We start from the raw sequence: 17,932 nt of genomic DNA on the forward strand, positions 1-17,932 counted from the left end.
CCCCATTGCCGACAAGCCCATCCGGCGCTAGTCTCTGCCCCCCTGCATCCGGTATCAGTGTGGAGACAATCCGGTGAAATATCTCAGTACACGGGGCCAGGCTCCGGTCCTTGGATTTGACGACGTCCTGCTGTCTGGCCTTGCCGAAGATGGCGGGCTTTATGTACCGGAAACGTGGCCTACCCTGTCCCCGGCCGACATACGCGCCATGCGCGGCCTGTCGTGGGAAGATCTCGCGGTTCGCATTCTGTCGCTCTTCACCGCAGGCAGCCTGACCGAAGCGGATCTACGTCCCTTGGTTCGTGCCGCGTACGCACCCTTCACCCATCAAGCCATTGCCCCACTGAAACAGCTGGATACCGATCTGTGGCTCTTGGAATTGTTCCACGGGCCAACGCTTGCGTTCAAGGATCATGCCCTGCAAATGCTGGGGCACCTTTTTGACAACGTTCTGGGCAAACGTGGACAAACCATCACTGTCGTTGGTGCAACATCAGGCGATACAGGATCCGCCGCCATAGAGGCATGCCGGGACCGGGACAGCATCGAGATCTTCATCCTGTTCCCGAACGGTCGTGTTTCCGACGTCCAGCGTCGCCAGATGACGACCGTAACAAGCCGCAATGTCCACTGCTTGGCTGTCGATGGTACGTTCGATGACTGTCAGGATATTGTAAAAGCCCTGTTTGCTTCGCCTTCCTTCTGTCAAGACGTTGGCTTGGCTGCCGTGAACTCCATCAACTGGGCACGGATCATGGCGCAGGTGGTCTATTATTTCTGGGCTGCCCTACGATTGGGAGCGCCGGACAGACCGGTTGTCTTCAGCGTACCGACCGGGAATTTTGGCAACGTCTTTGCCGGTTACGTTGCCCAACGTATGGGCCTACCGATCGAACGGCTTGTTATTGGCTCAAACCGCAATGATATCCTGACCCGCTTTGTCGACACAGGCGTCCTCTCCGTTCAGGATGTTGTGCCGACCATAAGCCCCTCGATGGATATCCAGATCTCATCAAACCTGGAAAGGCTCCTGTTTGATCTCTGCGACCGCGACGCCGGTACGGTCAGAACGTTGATGCAACAGTTCCGCGAACAAGGCGCATGCTCGCCCCCCTCCTATACCGTTGAACGGGTACGGGCACTGTTTGAGGCCACGCGCCTTGATGATAAGGAAACCATGGGGGTTATGCGCAGCATCCACACCCTGACCGGAGAGCTCCTTGACCCACACACCGCGATTGGCGTTGCCGCTGGACAGAAAGCATCGCGCACGCACGGCACCCCGGTTGTTTGCCTTGGCACAGCCCACCCGGCCAAATTCCCTGACGCGGTAAGATCAGCCTGCGGTGTAGAACCAGTCCTGCCCCATCACCTGAAAGACTTACTCCAGCGGCCCGAACGCATGGAGCGGATAAACCGTCAGGCCGATGCCGTAGAGGCCTATGTACGCGCGGCGCGGTCGCGCATCCATGCCTGACAACACCACACAAACCCTCTTGTTTCCGGAGTTTCCATGACCGTCACCATCACGACCTTGCCCAGCGGCCTGCGGGTATTGACCGACCGGATGGACACCGTACAGACCGTCACCCTGGGGGCTTGGGTGGATGCCGGGGCGCGCCATGAACCGGCGCCCCTGAACGGGATTTCCCACCTACTGGAACATATGGCGTTCAAGGGGACGGCCCGTCGTTCCGCCCGTGCCATTGCCGAAGAGATCGAAGATGTCGGCGGCATTCTCAATGCGTGGACCTCGCGCGAGAATACAGCCTATTATGCCAAGGTCCTGAAGGACGATGTCGCACTGGCCACCGACATTATCGCCGACATTCTGCAGTATTCTGCTTTTGATCCGGAAGAGCTGAAGCGGGAACAATCTGTCATTGTGCAGGAAATCAATCAGGCAGAGGACACCCCGGACGATATTGTTTTTGACCACTTCCAAGCAACAGCATACCCGGATCAGGCCATGGGACGGACTGTTCTGGGAACGCCCGAGACAGTACGCAGCATCGATCGCGAAACACTGAAGAGGTACATGAACAGTACCTACTCAACACACTCAACCATCATTGCTGCGGCCGGTCACATCGACCATGATTCTTTTGTCCATCTGGTTGAAAAAACCTTCACAAGCCTGCCGGTTTTCCCATCTGTTACTCCTGAGAAGGCGCTCTATAAAGGTGGAGAAAGCCGGCAGGACAAGAAGCTGGAGCAGGTACATCTTGTACTCGGCTTTGACGGTGTGGCGTATGACCATCCGCACTTCTACGCCACAGCTGTACTCTCAACGCTTCTGGGCGGGGGCATGTCTTCCCGGCTGTTCCAAGAAATTCGTGAAAAACGGGGACTGGTTTACTCCATCTACAGCTACACCAATTCAACAACCGATGGCGGGCTATTCAGCATCTATGCCGGCACCGGTGATGACGAGGCTGCAGAGCTAGTACCTGTTCTGTGCACGGAGCTTCGGAAAATTGTGGATACAATCGCACAGAATGATGAACTGATGAGGGCACGGGCCCAAATCAAGGCCGGACTCCTGATGGGGCTGGAAAGCAGCTCGAACCGCGCGGAAACGGCGGCTCGACAGCTGTTCACACATGGGCGGATCGTGGATACAGATGAACTGGTCGCCATGGTCGAGTCCGTCGATGCCGCTGCTGTACGGGATGCCGCTGCCCTGATCTTTGCATCAGACCCAACACTAGCCGTGCTGGGTCCAAGCCGGAATGTCCCGAGCTTGGACGCTATCAAGGGCATGATTGCAGGCTAGAAAGCGCGGGCCGGCCTCAACCGGCCTGAACGTCGACAGCAAAGCGATAGCCATGCCCGTGGCAGGTCTCGACCATCCTCTGGCCGCCACGGGCATCACCCAGCTTACGACGGATGCGGCTGATCAAGGTATCAATAGAGCGATCATTGACCTCACGGCCGGGGGCCCCTGTCGCTTCCAAAAGCTGGTCACGCGTCAATGGCTGACCAGCCCGAGCAACCAGAACAGCAAGCAAATCAAATTCCGTCGCTGTCATTGAAATCGGGTCACCGTCCGGACTGGTCAGCTTGCGCCACAGAAGATCCATTTCCCAACCAGCAAACTTGTACACAACACCGCCGGGAGCTTCCTTGTTCCCGTTCAAACGGCCAAGGACATTACGAACACGAGCCACCAACTCCCTGGGGTGGAAGGGCTTCGTCACGTAATCATCCGCGCCCAGCTCCAGCCCCGTAATGCGATCCCGCGGCTGGGCTCTCGCTGTCACCATAATGATCGGAACCCGTGACTGCTTGCGCACAGAGTGGGCAAGCTGGATACCATCGCCATCCGGTAAATTCAGGTCAAGGAGGATCAAGTCCACCGTTGCCCTAGCCATGGCCTGACGCATGGCCTCGGCCGTGGATGCACCACTTACAGAATACCCTGCCTCTCGCAGAAACGCAGACAGGAGTGCCTGTGTCGCCGGATCATCTTCGACCAGAAGAATGTGGGCCTGCTCTTTTGTCATGGTTTTCGCCCCCTGATTAAGCGATCCGGACACCGCGCAGCATAATGTGACTCTGTTCAGGAGATATGAAATTTCCGGGGCACTGACAACTGGAAAGTATAATGTCCAGCCAAGAGTAAATATCTATGCGTTTAATATCTCTTGGAAAATCTTCCCTTGGTTTTTTTATGGGGTTTTGGCACAGCCATTAGTCATTAATGACCGCGCCAATAACTCCCCTAGATTATATCACCGTCAGCATGGAAGCTACTAATGGATGTCTTACAATATCGGATTCGCGTAACCTGATAACCGATACATCTTCAAGGCTTTCCAACCTGGAGGCAATATCCCGAAGCCCTGAAAGGCCCGGAAGAAGATCCGTCTGATCCGGATCGCCGGTCAGAACCATGGTTGAGTTCCAGCCCAGACGGGTCAACATCATCTTGATCTGGCCGTAGGTGCAGTTTTGCGCCTCATCAATAACGATAAAGGAGTTATTCAGGGTACGCCCCCGCATGTAGGCAACCGGCGCAATTTCTATTGTCCCATCTGCCAGCATTTGCCGCAGCTTCTTCGCGCCAAGACGATCGTTGAGGGCATCGTAAAGCGGGCGCAAATAGGGCGCCAGCTTGTCTTCCATGGCACCGGGAAGAAACCCGAGACTTTCACCGGCCTCGACGGCCGGGCGGGATAAAATAATACGACCGACCGAACCGCTCTCCAATGCTTCAACGGCTTTTGAAACCGCAATGTATGTTTTTCCCGTTCCGGCAGGCCCCAGTGCCAGAACAAGATTCCGGGTTTCAACAGCATCCATGAGAAGCGACTGGTTCTCGCTGTGCGGGCGAATGCGACGAATATAACTTCTGTCACGGCGCTGATCATCCACATCACGCCCACAAGACGGAGCGGTTCCACCCAACGGATCCCAAACCATAGCCTCGGGCATCAAAGCCCGAACACGGGAGTTTTCGACCTGTGCAGAACGATGGGTGCGCTTGGCCATAGGCAGAACCTCTCCTGAAAGAGAAAAGGGAGACAGGCAGTGCCCTCGTGCCGGAGCAATGCCAACAAAAAAGCCCCGTCCAGAAAGTACGGGGCAAGACACGAGTGGAAGAAGGGACAAAAAAGAAGGCATCAGTACGGACTGGAAGGGCCCCTTCCGCCGACGAAGAAAACGCAGGCGGTAAACCCCACAAAACCCGCAGCAAATTCACGCTGCAACGAAAGAGATGGTCCAAACCGGAGATCCTCCGACAGGGGCCGTGACACACTGAATGGTACTTCACAACGCCTGACAACAACAGGAGCGATCAAGCAGAAAAACCCATCAACTAGGCCTGTCCACCAACCCGGCAGCCCCGGAAGGCCCGTAAAATGACGGATTATGGGAATAAACAGCCCGGAAAATCGCCGGAGAAACCAGGGCAATAACCGTTGCTCCCCATACAAGAGCATCATCATTACGCCATGTCTCAACAGAGCAGGCAAACAAGACGGCGGGAACGCTTGTCCCGGCCAACCAGACGTCTTCTGGCTTCCCGGGCAGTGCAAACAAGATCCGGGAGTCACGAATCCACAGCAGCACCAGCGCCACAGCCACAATCAGAACCATACTGGCCGGAAAGTCCCGATAGCGTCCACCAAAGGCAAGACCAAAGGCACTGGTCGCAGCAACAGCCAAGGTCATCCGGTACAAAAGACCATGCCATACACCCAACCCAGGTTCCTTGCTCTGCAAAACAGACAGGAAAGCAACAGCGGAAACAACGGCCAGTAAACCAACGCCCCCATTCACGCCCCACTCCAGCAAAGAGCGGCTGGACAGCACAGAATGACGAGCCAGAAGAGCAATGACTTCCCCCGCAGCCAAGGCCCCAACGACAGAGATGGCAAATCCAACACGATCAATACGTTTGCTCACAATAATAACGGCCACGAAAATAAAAACACCAGTGCCCAAAGCCACCAGAACCCACTGCAGCCAATCCGGATCCTCAACAACCGGTCCCTTCAGCAGAATTTTCGGCTTTCCTCCGGTCTGCTGAAGCCCCCAATATCCACCAACTGTTCCTTCTTGGTCCCGCTTCCACATCTGGTCAAAGGCCTCGATCAGGTTGACACGCCAGCCATTGCTGTCTGCCATATCCAGAACACCACGAATAAAGCGCGTGGCGTTAACAAGACCAGGCTCGGCACCCTCCCGCTGCCTTCCACGGGTTGGCCACCCTGTTTCGCCAATCAGGACATCTTGGCCAGCAAAAAGAGCTCCCACAGACTCGCGGACATCGCGCACATGCCGCAGGGCTGTATCAATATCAGCCGGCTCATCCTCCCAGTACGGCAGAATATGCACCGTCACAAAATCAACTTCGTTTTTCAGGGCTTCTGCGTGCCTAGTCCAGAATTCCCATACATCGGCATAGGTGACAGGTTGAGGGACACGAGATCGCACCTCGCGGAGAAAGGCAGCCATCCCTTCAGGAGCCTGCTCGCGCCGCAACAACACTTCATTCCCGACAATAACCGCCTTGACGGTTTGCGGGTACGCATTGGCTATAGTGACAGCCCGCTCAACCTCGCTCCGGTTATCAACCGGGCTACCCCCAATCCAGATCCCGAGAAGCACATGCATACCCAGCTTCTCAGCCTCGGCAGCCAGCTGATCCAAGCCATTGGATGATGCATAGGTGCGCACACAAGAGGTCAAGGTTTTAAGATGGGCCAGATCTTCGGCCAAACGTTCCCGGGTCACATGGAAAGACGGGTCGAACGGACTCTCGCCATCGCGGAACGGAGCGTAGGAAACGCACGGAACCCGGCTCATGGCGGAATCCGTAACATCAACCGGTATGCCGGGGCGGACAAGCACACCGGCAAGAACCAGAACAGCAACAACCAACCCCGCCAGAACGCGACTACGCCCCATGATTCTTGCACCTGGAAGACAAAAAGACAGACCTTGCTTGGTAAACAAGTTTCACCCCCCGGGAAAGGAAAAATATTGCCCCGCTCACCCCCTTTGTTCAGTGGGCCTGACACGGACACACGACAAGACGGCCGGGTTGCCGACAGAAAATTGGTGTGATACAGGCTTGCAGCCAATTATCCGGGTCCGGAGCATTTTGTCATGACCATTACGCCAATCCCTCTGCCAATGCCATCCTTGCCGGCACAGTTTCAGGGACGGGACTGGAGCATACCCAGAACAGACTGGACACGACACGATGTTGAAACCCTGTTTGACATGCCGTTCATTGATTTGGTCAGCTTGGCGCAGAGCATACATCGCAGCTGGTTTGATCCCAACACGATCCAGCGATCAACCCTTGTCAACATAAAGACCGGGGCCTGCCCCGAGGACTGCAAGTACTGTTCCCAGTCAAGAACGGCGAAAGCCAAGCTGAAGGTTGAACCCTTGATGGGGGTTGAAGAAGTTCGGACCGCAGCCCGCAAAGCCCGTGAGAACGGCGCAACCCGCCTGTGCATGGGGGCAGCTTGGCGCCAGCTTCGCGAACGGGATCTGCCAACCATTGTCGAGATGATCGGCGCGGTGAAAGAAGAAGGTCTGCAGACCTGCATGACCCTTGGCATGTTGAAACCGGAGCTGGCCAATGCGTTGGCCGAGGCTGGTCTGGACTACTATAACCATAACGTCGATACCTCGCCCGAATACTACAAAAGTATCATCTCATCCCGTACCTACGAGAATCGCCTTGATACGCTGAAGGCCGTGCGGGAAGCCGGCATCCGGGTTTGCTCCGGCGGGATTGTCGGTCTTGGAGAAAGTCGGGCAGATCGGGCCGGCATGCTGCATACACTGGCAACGCTGGAGACACACCCCAACAGCGTGCCCATCAACATGCTGGTTGGAATCAAGGGAACTGCCTTGTCTGACGAAGGAAAAGGGGGGAATGTCGACCCTCTGGAGTTTGTCCGCACCATCGCCGTTGCACGTATCCTGATGCCACGTTCGGTTGTTCGCCTCTCGGCAGGCCGCCATGCCATGGATGACAGCACGCAGGCTCTTGCCTTCATGGCTGGTGCCAATTCCATTTTCTACGGCGAAGAATTACTGACAACGGAAAACAGCCCAACCGCACGGGACAATGACCTGTTGACCCGACTGGGGATAACCCCCATGGCACAAAACCCCAACGACTGAGAACAAGAACCCGGGAATCTGAATCCCGGGTCAGAAGGGCCAGAACAAGGGAATAATCAGAACCGAGACCAAGCCAATAATCGCGTTCAACGGGGCACCGATCTTCAGAAAATCGGTAAAACGATAACCGCCTGCCGTATAAACCATGGTGTTGGTCTGATAACCGATCGGCGTTGCAAAGCTTGCAGATGCCCCGAACATCACGGCAACGACAAGGGGCCGTGGGTCAATGCCTATCTCGACACCTAGGTTATAGGCAATCGGCGTCATCAAAACAGCCACCGCATTGTTGGTGATGATCTCGGTCATGAGTGACACAATGACGTATATAACAATCAACAGGACCCATGGCGAATGCCCATGTAAATAAGGTGCCATTGCGCCTACAACCAACTTTATGGCCCCTGTCTTTTCCAATGTCAGACCAACAGCGAGCATCCCGAAAATAAGAACCAGTATGCGCCAGTCTACTGCTTGATAGGCTTCATCTACATCAACACAGCGTGTCAAAAGAACCAGAGCCACGGCAATAAGCGCCAAGGCTGAAATCTCTGCCACACCAAGCGCAGACAGCCCAATGACAGCCAACATGATAAGGACAACAAAAGGAGCCTTGGTTCTGCGGAAAGGACGGTCCTTGGGTTCCGACAGGTTAATCAGCCCCTGATCACTGGACAAACGCTCCAGATCCTCGGCTGACCCCTCCATCAGGACTGTATCACCAACCTGAAGAACAACAGAATCAAGATCCCGGGAGACATTTTCCCCAGCACGATGAACAGCTAGGGGATAAACCCCATAACGCCGACGAAGGCGCAGATTGCCAACAGGATGCCCAGCCATTGGCGACCCCGGCCCAACCAGTCCCTCGGCAATGGTTGACTGACGCGCGATCAGAGGCTCAAGCGCATGCGCACCGGGAAACTCAACCTTGCTGTCCTCGCGCAGGGATATGACCTCACCAGCCCGCGTTTTCAGGATCACGCGATCTCCCGCCTCAAGAACCACACTATCAAGGTCCCGACGCAGGGACTCCTCGCCACGCACAACATCAATCAGACGCCCATCCGCACGACGAAATAGATTAACCTCAACAGCAAGGCTACCGATCAGCGGGGAGTCATAGGGAACAACAACCTCCGTAATAAAGCGCGGACCGGCCCGATTACCAACAAGCGTACTAAGGCTCTGCCGGTCAGGGAGAAGACGGGGAGCGACCAGAACAACATAAACCATACCGGCAATGGCCATCAGGACACCGGCACCACTGATCTCGAAGATCCCGAATGGCTCCATCCCAAGCCCCTGGGCCACACCATCCACCAGCAGGTTGGTTGATGTTCCAATCATCGTACAGGTGCCGCCCATGATTGTGGCGTAGGACAAGGGAATCAGAAACTTTGACGGTGACTGCTGAAGGGAAACCGCCAAACCGATCACAACCGGGATCATAACAATCACAACAGGCGTGTTATTGACAAAGGCCGACATCAACATCGTGCCCCCCATCAACAGACTGATTGCCACAGTTGGCCGCGAGCGGGCAATACGATGGATAACACCGCCAAAGGCTTCAATAGCACCGGTGCGTACAAGGGCACCGGACAGAATAAACATGGCCGCAATCGTTGCCGGAGCACTGTTGGAAAAAACGGAAAAAACTTCCTTGATGTTCAGCAAATCAAGAATCAGGAGCAGAGCCACCGCCGCAACAGCAACAACATCGGGCGGCCATTTCTCCCACACAAAGGCCACAAGCAGAACCACCAGAAAGCCAAGGGCTACATAGGGAGCAAGGGCATCAAACCCGTATAACATGCCCTTAAGCCCCCGACAGTCATGATACCTAGGGCAGGAATGCTACCAAAGAGTGAGCTGCTGGGGCAATAAAACTGTTAACGCGAGGACCTGTCGGAAACAACAGGCCTTACCGCCATTCCAGAGCTCTCGAGACCCTCGCCTGAATGGCTTGCTCCCTCACCCTGAGACTTAGCAGCGACGGACACACAACGAGGAGAACGCGCAACAGCAACAACCATGATGGTTGCCGCCACCGCACCGTAGTCCGCATTGTAAAACACCAGCGCCATCAGAGTCAGTGCCAGAGCAGCAACCATGACAGCCGGACGCCGGAACCAGAGCGCCAACCCGGCCGCCGGGATTGACACGATGCCCAGCACCTTGGTGTACATCAGGATGCCCAGACTGGACCGCAGGGAACACTGGAATGACACGGCGCCAAGAGCACAGGCGTGGGACATTGCCTCATCCTGCAGCCAGAAATAACGCGCAAAAAGCAGCAAGATCAGGAAAAAAAAGAAAGCTAGGACAACAGGCATCCGGGCCGGATGCAACAAGGCCTTCACAAGATCTTTCCACAACATGCAAAACCTGCCACTGTATCAATATAATACAAGCCGAACATGGACAAAGCACTGATGACAGCCCGGTCTCTTGCCACAGTTCAGGGACAAACCCAACAGCCCGGACGCATGATACACGCGAGAAAGGTTATCGCGGTTTTACGCTGCCATGTCAAAAGACAAAGCAGGACAGCATGAGCCTCATGTGCCGGTTTGGCCTGTCCGGATCTCCCTTTCCTCTGTTCCCGGATCCACAGCGATGGTTTCCCTTGCGATCGTCTGTAGCGACACTGGAACATCTGCAGGCCCGCTTGCGTGACGGAGACAGGCTCCTGACTCTGACAGGGCCGGAAGGTATCGGCAAAAGCACACTGTGTGCCAAGCTGCTGCGTGACATCCCCTCACCCCTCTCGGCCCTTTGCATAACCATTCCCGGCGATAACAACAGCAAAAGCCTGGAACGCCTCCTTCTGGGCGCCCTGTCCCACGGCGTACACCCGGAGGGTGAAGGCGAAGAGCATGATATGATCATCAGGCTTCTGCTCGGCCGACGCCCTAGCCGGACACCGTGCTTGGTCATTATTGACGATGCCCATTATCTGCCATCCCGCGCCTTGCTGTTTCTGCACAGCCTTCTGGCCATGCACCGGGAGGGAGGTCCTATCCTAAGAGTTGTTTTGTGTGGTGCGGATGACCTCCTTCCACGACTGAACCACCCCCTCTTCCGCGCACTGTCCTCACTCCCGACACACTTTCTCAGCCTGCAGCCCATGAATGCAGGAGAAACCATCGCCTATATAGACCATCACCTGAACCTAGCAGCCCTACCGGATCATCCAGCAGCACGCCCTTTTTCTCCCGAAGCCCTAGGCATCCTAGTTGTGGACAGTCAGGGGCTGCCCGGACGCGTCAACCAGCTGTGTGACAAGGCATTGCACGCTGCAGCACAACGCGGCGATATTCTCGTCCGTCCTGAAGATCTGGGATACCAATCTGCCTTCACACCCACCCATGGTCAGAAGAAACAGGTGGGTATAACCCAAGCCTCAATTCTTGCAGGATTTGGCGGTATGCTTGCCGGAGCTCTGATCGCAGCATTCTTCACGGGAATAATCCCAGTGCTGGACAGCAACAGTGAACTGGAACCGATAGCCTTGGACAAGGAGGGTTCCTCCCTGCTGACAGGGACCCGGGCACACCCGCCTCTGTCGATTGTACTGAGCGAGAAACCAGATCCCCCGGCACCACCGCCGCAGCTTGATGGTCATCAGGACGAGAGCGGATCCAGCACAGCCTGCCGCGATCAGCAAGGCCGCTGGTTATGGTCATCAACAGCTTGCCCTAACAACCCCGATTCAACAGTGAAGCCCTGATGTACGCAGCCATCCGTTCATGCCTGCTCTTGTTTGCCCTTGTCACCGGGATTGCTGCACCATCCAGTGCCACAGAGCACACAAGCCCCCGAAAGGCATCCCCGACACATGCTCTTGCCATGCACGGGGCACCCAAATATCCGGAACACTTTCAGCATTTTGACTACGTCAACCCGGATGCGCCAAAAGGCGGCATCCTGCGTATGACTCATGCTTATGCCTTTAACAGCCTGAACCCCTTCATCATGAAAGGTGTGGCGGCACCGGGACTCGCACCGCTTGGCAGCAGCTATCTCTACGCATCCCTTATGGTCTCGAGCAAGGATGAACCCTTTACTGAATACGGATACCTAGCAGAAAGCATCGAGCTTGCCGACGATCGCAGCTGGGTTGCCTTCAACCTCCGGCCACAAGCCACGTTCCACGATGGAACACCTGTTCTGGCCGATGACGTTGTTTTCAGCTTCAACACCCTGCGCGAGAAGGGACGGCCGCTGTATCGTTCCTACTGGGGCAACATAACACGTGTGGAAGCAACCGGACCAAGGCGGGTTCTATTCACCTTTGATGGCACACGCAACCGCGAGCTTCCCTTGATCTTGGGGCAACTTCCCGTCTTCTCCAAGACAGACTGGGACGGGCACGACTTTGAACGCAGCAGCCTGCGCATTCCGCTCGGGAACGGGCCCTATCGCATTGCCACGGTCGAAAGCGGGCGACGCATCGTGTGGGAGCGTGTTGAGAATTGGTGGGGACATACGGTCCCGGCCCTGCGCGGCCACTATAACTTTGATACAATCCGGGTGGATATTTATCAGGATGACACGGTTGCCAAGGAAGCCCTGAAGGCTGGAAAGGTTGATATCCGTATTATTCGCAGCGCCCAAGAATGGGCGCGGGACTATCCGGAAACCGGGAAAGCAGATAGCCCACTGACCCGGATTACCATCAAGAACCAGAGCCCATCCGGTATGCAGGGCTTTGTCTTCAACACACGGCGCCCACCATTTTCCGACCCCAAGGTACGTGAAGCCCTGATCCAAGCCTTTGATTTCGAATGGACCAACGCCAACCTGTCTTTCGGACTTTACAAACGGACCCGAAGCTACTTTGGAAACTCAGACCTGGAAGCAACAGGGGAGCCGGGCCCGGAAGAACGAGTCCTGCTGGAACCCTGGCGTGACCAGATCCCTGAGCGTGTTTTTGGACCAGCCTGGGAACCTCCCCGCACAGACACCCCGGGTGGGCTACGCGCCAATCTGAAACGGGCCCTGACCCTTCTGGATGAGGCCGGGTACGAGGTGCGTAACAACGTTATGGTTTCCCGCGAAACCGGACAACCGCTGACCTTCGAGATTCTTCTTCATCACCCCGCCTGGGAGAGGGTAACGCGCCCCCTGCTCCAGAACCTGTCACGGCTAGGCATCCATGCCACCATGCGTACCATTGATCCGGCACAGCACCTGACCAGACGAAACCAATACGATTACGACATGATTGTTGATGCTTGGTTCCAGAGCCTGTCACCCGGCAATGAACAGCATGATTTTTTTGGTCGTCACGGAGCGGATAATCCCGGAGGACGCAATCTGGCCGGGATAAAGAATCCGGCCGTCGATGCCATGATCGAAAAAATGGTGCAGGCCGATACCCGCGCCGAGCTTGTAACCGCAAGCCGGGCCTTAGACCGGATCTTGCGCTGGAGCTTTCTGTGTATCCCACAATGGTACAAAAATGAAACCATGTACGTAGCAACCCGGCAGATCCGGACGCCCGAGATGAATGTCCTGCATCCCGTCACTGATCCAGATATTTTCTGGTACGCTCCGCAATCCTCCTGACGGAACCAAGCACCATGGGATCCTATATTCTGCGCCGTCTGCTTCTGATACCACTGACCCTGCTGGGAATCATGACGGTCAACTTCTTTGTCATCCAGACCGCACCCGGGGGACCGGTCGAACAGACATTGCTGATGATGACCGAAGCAACCGGTGGCCTAGCCTCTGAGTCGGGGGCGGGAGAAACAACCCTGTACCGCGGGAAACAGGGGCTGGACGATGAACACATTGAACACATCCGCAAACAATTCGGCTTTGACCGCCCGCTTCACGAACGCTACCTGATGATGCTGGCTGACTATGCCCGTTTCGAGCTGGGTGAGAGCTTTTATCAGTCCAAACCCGTCACCGAGATGGTAATCGATGCTCTTCCAGTTTCGATCTCCCTTGGGGTGTTGTCGACCCTGATCATCTATACCATCTCCATTCCCTTGGGCATCCTGAAAGCCATTCGCAGCGGCAGCCGTCTTGACGGTATTAGCAGCTGGATTGTCGTTGTCGGTTATGCGGTTCCATCATTCATGTTTGGGATCCTGTTTATTATCTTTCTGGCCGGTGGTCGCTTTCTGGACTGGTTTCCAATGCGGGGGCTTGCTTCGGATGACTTTCATACATTGTCATGGGCAGGGCAGGTGCTGGATTGGTTATGGCATATGACCCTGCCTGTTACAGCCATGGTGATGAGCGGCTTTGCCAGCCTGACCCTTCTGACCCGCAACTCTTTTCTTGAAGAAATCAGCAAGCAATACGTCATCACAGCCCGCGCCAAGGGACTGACCGAGCGGCGGGTTCTATATGGGCATGTCTTCCGCAATGCCATGCTGATTGTAATCGCTGGTTTCCCAGCCACACTGATTGCCATGTTCCTGACCGGGAGCATCCTGATCGAGAGCATTTTCTCGCTCAATGGCCTTGGCCTTCTCGGGTTTGAAGCCGTCGTCCGGCGCGACTACCCGGTTGTGTTTGGCAGCCTGTATATTTTTGGCCTGATCGGCCTTGTCATGAATCTGGCCAGCGATATCGCCCTGCACCTGGTTGACCCGCGGATCACATTTGAGTCTGCCCCATGAGCACAATCCATCAAACACCTTGGCAACGACGGCTGGATGCCTTCCGGGTACAACGGCGCAGCCTGTGGAGCCTGCGCATTCTGGGCATCCTGTTTCTGTTCAGTCTGTGTGCTGAATTCCTAGCTAACGACCGCCCCCTGCTTGTTTTCTACGATGGCAGGATCTATACGCCAGTGATAACCGATTACCCTGAAACAACGTTCGGCGGCTTCCTACCCACCTATACGGACTATCACGACCCAGAGGTCGGGGCCCTGATTGATGCCAAAGGGTTTGCCCTGTGGCCTCCCTTGCGTTTTTCCTACAACACCATAGATACTCGCACAGACGAACCGCCACCGGTTCCTCCCGGCTGGCTTCACCCCTTGGGGACCGATGGGCAGGGGCAGGATATTCTGGCCCAAATTCTGTACGGATTCCGCAGCTCCATGCTTTTCAGCCTAACCCTGACCACCCTGTCGGTTGGCATCGCCATTGTGATCGGAGCCCTGCAGGGGTTCTATGGTGGACACATTGATCTTTTTGGCCAGCGTGCCTTGGAAATATGGAGCGGGCTTCCCCAATTGTTCATCCTGATTATCCTTGCCAGCCTGATTGCTCCTTCATTCTGGAGCATTCTTCTGGCGTTGGCCCTGTTTTCTTGGACAAGTCTGGTTGGTTTGGTCCGGGCCGAGGTTCTGAAAGTGCGGGCACAGGACTACGTGCGTGCAGCGCGTGCGCTTGGAGCCGGCAATACGCGTATTCTATGGCGTCACATCCTGCCCAACGCCCTGACAGCATCCCTGACCATGGCTCCTTTTCTGCTGGCCGGCAGCATTGTGACACTTGCCGCGCTGGATCTGATCGGTTACGGGCTGCCCTCGACTTCGGCCTCTCTCGGGGCGCTGCTGAAGCAGGGAAAAGACAGCCTAGATGCCCCTTGGGTTGGCATCAGTGGCTTCGTCACCTTGGCCTCCTGCCTGACCATGCTCGTCTTTGTCGGGGAAGGTATCCGTGATGCCCTTGATCCAAGGCACAAGGCCGGGCGGGGTGGGTCATGAGCATACGGCAGAGCACACCATCGGTCACGCAACCGATCTTGTCCATACGGGATCTCTGTATTTGTACGCACGGACGGGACAACCCTGTTAACCTCGTCAAGGGACTGTCGCTGGACATTGCACACGGTGAGACACTGGCCTTGGTCGGAGAGTCAGGCTGCGGAAAGTCCATGACTGCTTTGTCGGTTCTCCGCCTTTTACCACCGGGTGTCCGGATCCGCTCCGGGTCAATCCACCTCAAGGGACAGGATCTTGCCGGAGCAAACGACGCAAGGCTGCGCAAAATCCGCGGCAACCGGATCGGCATGGTTTTTCAGGAACCAATGAACAGCCTAAATCCGCTTCATACCATCGGACGCCAGATTGCCGAGTCCCTGCATGCCCATCAGACCATAAAGCGAAATGCTCTCCGGTCTCGGGTTATCGAACTGCTGGACATGGTGGGACTGCCAAACCCGCAATCACGTCTGCGGGCTTTTCCTCACGAACTGTCGGGTGGCCAACGCCAAAGGGTCATGATCGCCATGGCACTGGCCAATGCGCCCGATCTCCTGATTGCAGATGAACCCACCACAGCACTGGATGTCACAATTCAGGCACAGATCCTTTCCCTTCTGAAAGACATGCAAAAGCAGATGGGAATGGCGATCCTGTTCATCACGCATGATCTGGGAATTGTGCGGCGGATTGCCGATCGGGCTTGCGTCATGAAGGATGGTGAGCTGGCCGAGGAACGCCCGACGCCAGATCTGTTCTCCAGTCCACAGCATCCTTTCACCCGCCATCTTTTGTCCTCCGGCCCATCCGGACACAAAGATCCGGTTGCCCCGGATGCGCCGGTCGTTCTGGACGTACAAAACATGCAGGTCCGCTTCCCGGTACGGCGTGGTCTTTTTGGCCTAGCCCGGCACTGGAATACGGTCGTCAATGATGTTTCCCTGACTCTGCGACAGGGCCAAACCTTGGGTATTGTCGGTGAATCCGGATCGGGGAAAACAACATTGGCCATGGCCATACTGCGGCTGGTCAAGGCGCAGGGGCGCATTGTCTGCCTGGGTCATGCACTGGACGAACTACCAGAGAAGACCCTGCGTCCGTTCCGACGCTCGATGCAAATCGTGTTTCAGGATCCATGGGGATCACTCAGCCCTCGCATGACCGTACGGGATATCATAGGTGAAGGCCTTGATATCCACTGCCCCGGCAGCAAACAGGATCGTGAGGCCGCCATCCAGGCCATCCTAGACGAGGTTGGCCTGACACCGGACCATGCAGACCGTTACCCCCATGAATTTTCCGGCGGGCAACGTCAAAGGATCGGCATTGCGCGTGCCTTGGTCCTCAAACCCAGACTTCTGGTTCTGGATGAACCCACCAGCGCCCTAGACGTCTCTATCCAGGCACAGATTATCGCCCTTCTGCGTAATCTCCAGCAACGCCATCACCTGTCCTTCCTGTTCATAAGCCATGATTTGCGGGTCGTTCGCGCCTTGGCAGACACCATCCTAGTCATGAAGAACGGCCAAGCGGTGGAATACGGCCCAACCAGCACCGTACTGAAAGATCCACAGCACCCCTATACGCAAACCCTTCTGGCCGCTGCCTTCCTAGATCAACTACCCACGTATGGAAAAAACCACACCCGTTTTCCGGAACCGGACAATATTATAGGAGAGTCTTAACTTTCACGGGCGATACTCGCATACTGTGCTGGATTGTACGGTAGACCCCATCAACCGGCATCGGTATTGACGGGCACATCTGCCCACATTGGCTGCGGAAAACCGGATGACCGAGCAGTTTCGCCTGAAAGATGACCCAACGCTACAAACCGTCGGTGGTCTGCGTCCGATCACCAATGATGCCGCCTTTACAGTGCAGGTAGAGATCTCGGTTATGCTGGGCAAATCCATGCTGCGGGTGCACCAGCTGCTGAAACTGGGCCGCGGTGCCGTGGTCGAGCTGGATCAGAAGACCGATGAGCCTGTGGAAATTTATGCCAACGGCATACTGGTGGCCCGTGGCGAGGTGGTGATTACCGAAGGCGACAAGATCGGCGTGACCCTGACAGAGCTTGTACACTCTGTCTACGCGACCTGATATGCTGTCTGTAGAGAATCAACGGCAGGAACGCAGGGTGATCAGGCATTAAGCCCTTCTGCTTCTGTCGCCGCAGCACCGATAATATCGCCGAACTCACTCAGAAACACCGATCCCTTGACCGTACGCAAAATAAGAACGCTGCGGCGGTCATGGTCGTCCATCTTGCGCTTGAGCAAGCCATAGTCAGCAAGCCGATCCACAGCCCTAGTAATGGCGGGCTTGGAGACATTCAGTTCTGCCGCAAGCCCCCGTACGGTATGGGGAGGAGGCGTCAGATAAACAGTCAACAACAGGGCCATCTGACGGGCAGACAAATCCGGTGCCTCCCGACGAACACTCTCGACAATCGCGCCGCGCCACAGATCAAGCGCCTCTACAGCTGAAATCTTGATATCCATTTCCCACCCGACGTTACTAGGAAACCCAGCCCCATGGCCTTGCGTCTATTTTGCATGCAACGGACATATCGGCCAACGCCCGAAAAAGGAA

The 17,932-nt window shown here is 55.9% G+C and carries 15 protein-coding genes; 9 read left to right on the forward strand and 6 right to left on the reverse strand.

The genetic code is table 11. The annotated features are described in order from the left end of the window. Positions 1–73 precede the first annotated feature (73 nt). Both thrC and AY555_RS02300 read left to right on the forward strand, forming a co-directional pair. Positions 74–1,477: a threonine synthase gene (gene thrC / locus AY555_RS02295; RefSeq protein WP_066132901.1), complete on the forward strand. Its 1,404-nt coding sequence runs from the start codon at positions 74–76 to the stop codon at positions 1,475–1,477. Positions 1,478–1,513: 36 nt separating this feature from the next. Then, positions 1,514–2,776: a M16 family metallopeptidase gene (locus tag AY555_RS02300; protein ID WP_066132904.1), complete on the forward strand. Its 1,263-nt coding sequence runs from the start codon at positions 1,514–1,516 to the stop codon at positions 2,774–2,776. A 16-nt stretch (positions 2,777–2,792) separates the two neighbouring features. On the opposite strand, the gene AY555_RS02305 is transcribed toward AY555_RS02300, so the two are convergent. The 3 genes from AY555_RS02305 to AY555_RS02315 form a co-directional block, all read right to left on the reverse strand. Further along, the gene (locus AY555_RS02305) at positions 2,793–3,506 is read right to left on the reverse strand and encodes a response regulator transcription factor (protein WP_066132907.1); all 714 of its coding nucleotides are present in this window, start codon (positions 3,504–3,506) and stop codon (positions 2,793–2,795) included. 223 nt (positions 3,507–3,729) lie between these two features. Beyond that, on the reverse strand, positions 3,730–4,494 hold the full coding sequence (locus tag AY555_RS02310; protein WP_066132910.1) for a PhoH family protein: 765 nt from the start codon (positions 4,492–4,494) through the stop codon (positions 3,730–3,732). Between the two features lie 324 nt (positions 4,495–4,818). Then, entirely contained in the window at positions 4,819–6,417 is a 1,599-nt protein-coding gene (locus AY555_RS02315; protein ID WP_066132913.1) for a glycoside hydrolase family 17 protein, read from the reverse strand. 201 nt (positions 6,418–6,618) lie between these two features. Here AY555_RS02315 and bioB point away from each other — a divergent pair, with 201 nt between their 5' ends. Continuing rightward, complete coding sequence (gene bioB / locus AY555_RS02320; RefSeq protein ID WP_082811807.1) at positions 6,619–7,653, forward strand: biotin synthase BioB; 1,035 nt, start codon at positions 6,619–6,621, stop codon at positions 7,651–7,653. A gap of 30 nt (positions 7,654–7,683) precedes the next feature. Here bioB and AY555_RS02325 read toward each other — a convergent pair whose 3' ends face one another. Beyond that, the gene (locus tag AY555_RS02325) at positions 7,684–9,471 is read right to left on the reverse strand and encodes an SLC13 family permease (RefSeq protein WP_066132915.1); all 1,788 of its coding nucleotides are present in this window, start codon (positions 9,469–9,471) and stop codon (positions 7,684–7,686) included. A 77-nt stretch (positions 9,472–9,548) separates the two neighbouring features. Continuing rightward, positions 9,549–10,019: a hypothetical protein gene (locus AY555_RS11495; protein WP_167798449.1), complete on the reverse strand. Its 471-nt coding sequence runs from the start codon at positions 10,017–10,019 to the stop codon at positions 9,549–9,551. 191 nt (positions 10,020–10,210) lie between these two features. On the opposite strand from AY555_RS11495, the gene AY555_RS02335 reads away from it, so the two are divergent. The 6 genes from AY555_RS02335 to AY555_RS02360 all read left to right on the forward strand — a co-directional run bounded on the left by AY555_RS02335 (position 10,211) and on the right by AY555_RS02360 (position 17,440). After that, positions 10,211–11,389 carry an ExeA family protein gene (locus tag AY555_RS02335; protein ID WP_167798448.1) on the forward strand — a complete coding sequence of 393 codons (1,179 nt, stop codon included), beginning with the start codon at positions 10,211–10,213 and terminating at the stop codon, positions 11,387–11,389. After that, entirely contained in the window at positions 11,389–13,230 is a 1,842-nt protein-coding gene (locus tag AY555_RS02340; protein WP_066132924.1) for an extracellular solute-binding protein, read from the forward strand. The genes AY555_RS02335 and AY555_RS02340 overlap by 1 nt, the downstream gene beginning before the upstream one ends. A gap of 14 nt (positions 13,231–13,244) precedes the next feature. Further along, positions 13,245–14,300: a microcin C ABC transporter permease YejB gene (gene yejB / locus AY555_RS02345; RefSeq protein WP_066132927.1), complete on the forward strand. Its 1,056-nt coding sequence runs from the start codon at positions 13,245–13,247 to the stop codon at positions 14,298–14,300. Next, on the forward strand, positions 14,297–15,340 hold the full coding sequence (locus AY555_RS02350) for an ABC transporter permease (protein WP_066132930.1): 1,044 nt from the start codon (positions 14,297–14,299) through the stop codon (positions 15,338–15,340). The genes yejB and AY555_RS02350 overlap by 4 nt, the downstream gene beginning before the upstream one ends. After that, entirely contained in the window at positions 15,337–17,022 is a 1,686-nt protein-coding gene (locus AY555_RS02355; RefSeq protein ID WP_066132933.1) for an ABC transporter ATP-binding protein, read from the forward strand. Before AY555_RS02350 ends, AY555_RS02355 begins: the two co-directional genes overlap by 4 nt. Before the next feature lie 106 nt (positions 17,023–17,128). Further along, positions 17,129–17,440, forward strand: coding sequence for a FliM/FliN family flagellar motor switch protein (locus AY555_RS02360; protein WP_066132936.1), 312 nt, complete (start codon positions 17,129–17,131; stop codon positions 17,438–17,440). Positions 17,441–17,481: 41 nt separating this feature from the next. Here the strand turns inward: AY555_RS02360 and AY555_RS02365 are convergent, their stop codons facing one another. Further along, entirely contained in the window at positions 17,482–17,841 is a 360-nt protein-coding gene (locus tag AY555_RS02365; RefSeq protein ID WP_066132937.1) for a MarR family winged helix-turn-helix transcriptional regulator, read from the reverse strand. Positions 17,842–17,932: the final 91 nt, after the last annotated feature.

Source organism: Haematospirillum jordaniae, assembly GCF_001611975.1.
GTDB lineage: Bacteria > Pseudomonadota > Alphaproteobacteria > Rhodospirillales > Rhodospirillaceae > Haematospirillum > Haematospirillum jordaniae.

Bases quoted from the DNA above. Each gene is read 5' to 3' on its own strand.
- AY555_RS02365 (WP_066132937.1), bottom strand. From the start codon at position 17,841: ATGGATATCAAGATTTCAGCTGTAGAGGCGCTTGATCTGTGGCGCGGC.
- AY555_RS02310 (WP_066132910.1), bottom strand. From the start codon at position 4,494: ATGGCCAAGCGCACCCATCGTTCTGCACAGGTCGAAAACTCCCGTGTT.
- AY555_RS02325 (WP_066132915.1), bottom strand. From the start codon at position 9,471: ATGTTATACGGGTTTGATGCCCTTGCTCCCTATGTAGCCCTTGGCTTT.
- AY555_RS02355 (WP_066132933.1), top strand. From the start codon at position 15,337: ATGAGCATACGGCAGAGCACACCATCGGTCACGCAACCGATCTTGTCC.
- bioB (WP_082811807.1), top strand. From the start codon at position 6,619: ATGACCATTACGCCAATCCCTCTGCCAATGCCATCCTTGCCGGCACAG.
- AY555_RS02360 (WP_066132936.1), top strand. From the start codon at position 17,129: ATGACCGAGCAGTTTCGCCTGAAAGATGACCCAACGCTACAAACCGTC.
- AY555_RS02350 (WP_066132930.1), top strand. From the start codon at position 14,297: ATGAGCACAATCCATCAAACACCTTGGCAACGACGGCTGGATGCCTTC.
- AY555_RS02335 (WP_167798448.1), top strand. From the start codon at position 10,211: ATGAGCCTCATGTGCCGGTTTGGCCTGTCCGGATCTCCCTTTCCTCTG.
- AY555_RS02300 (WP_066132904.1), top strand. From the start codon at position 1,514: ATGACCGTCACCATCACGACCTTGCCCAGCGGCCTGCGGGTATTGACC.
- yejB (WP_066132927.1), top strand. From the start codon at position 13,245: ATGGGATCCTATATTCTGCGCCGTCTGCTTCTGATACCACTGACCCTG.
- AY555_RS02305 (WP_066132907.1), bottom strand. From the start codon at position 3,506: ATGACAAAAGAGCAGGCCCACATTCTTCTGGTCGAAGATGATCCGGCG.
- AY555_RS02315 (WP_066132913.1), bottom strand. From the start codon at position 6,417: ATGGGGCGTAGTCGCGTTCTGGCGGGGTTGGTTGTTGCTGTTCTGGTT.
- AY555_RS02340 (WP_066132924.1), top strand. From the start codon at position 11,389: ATGTACGCAGCCATCCGTTCATGCCTGCTCTTGTTTGCCCTTGTCACC.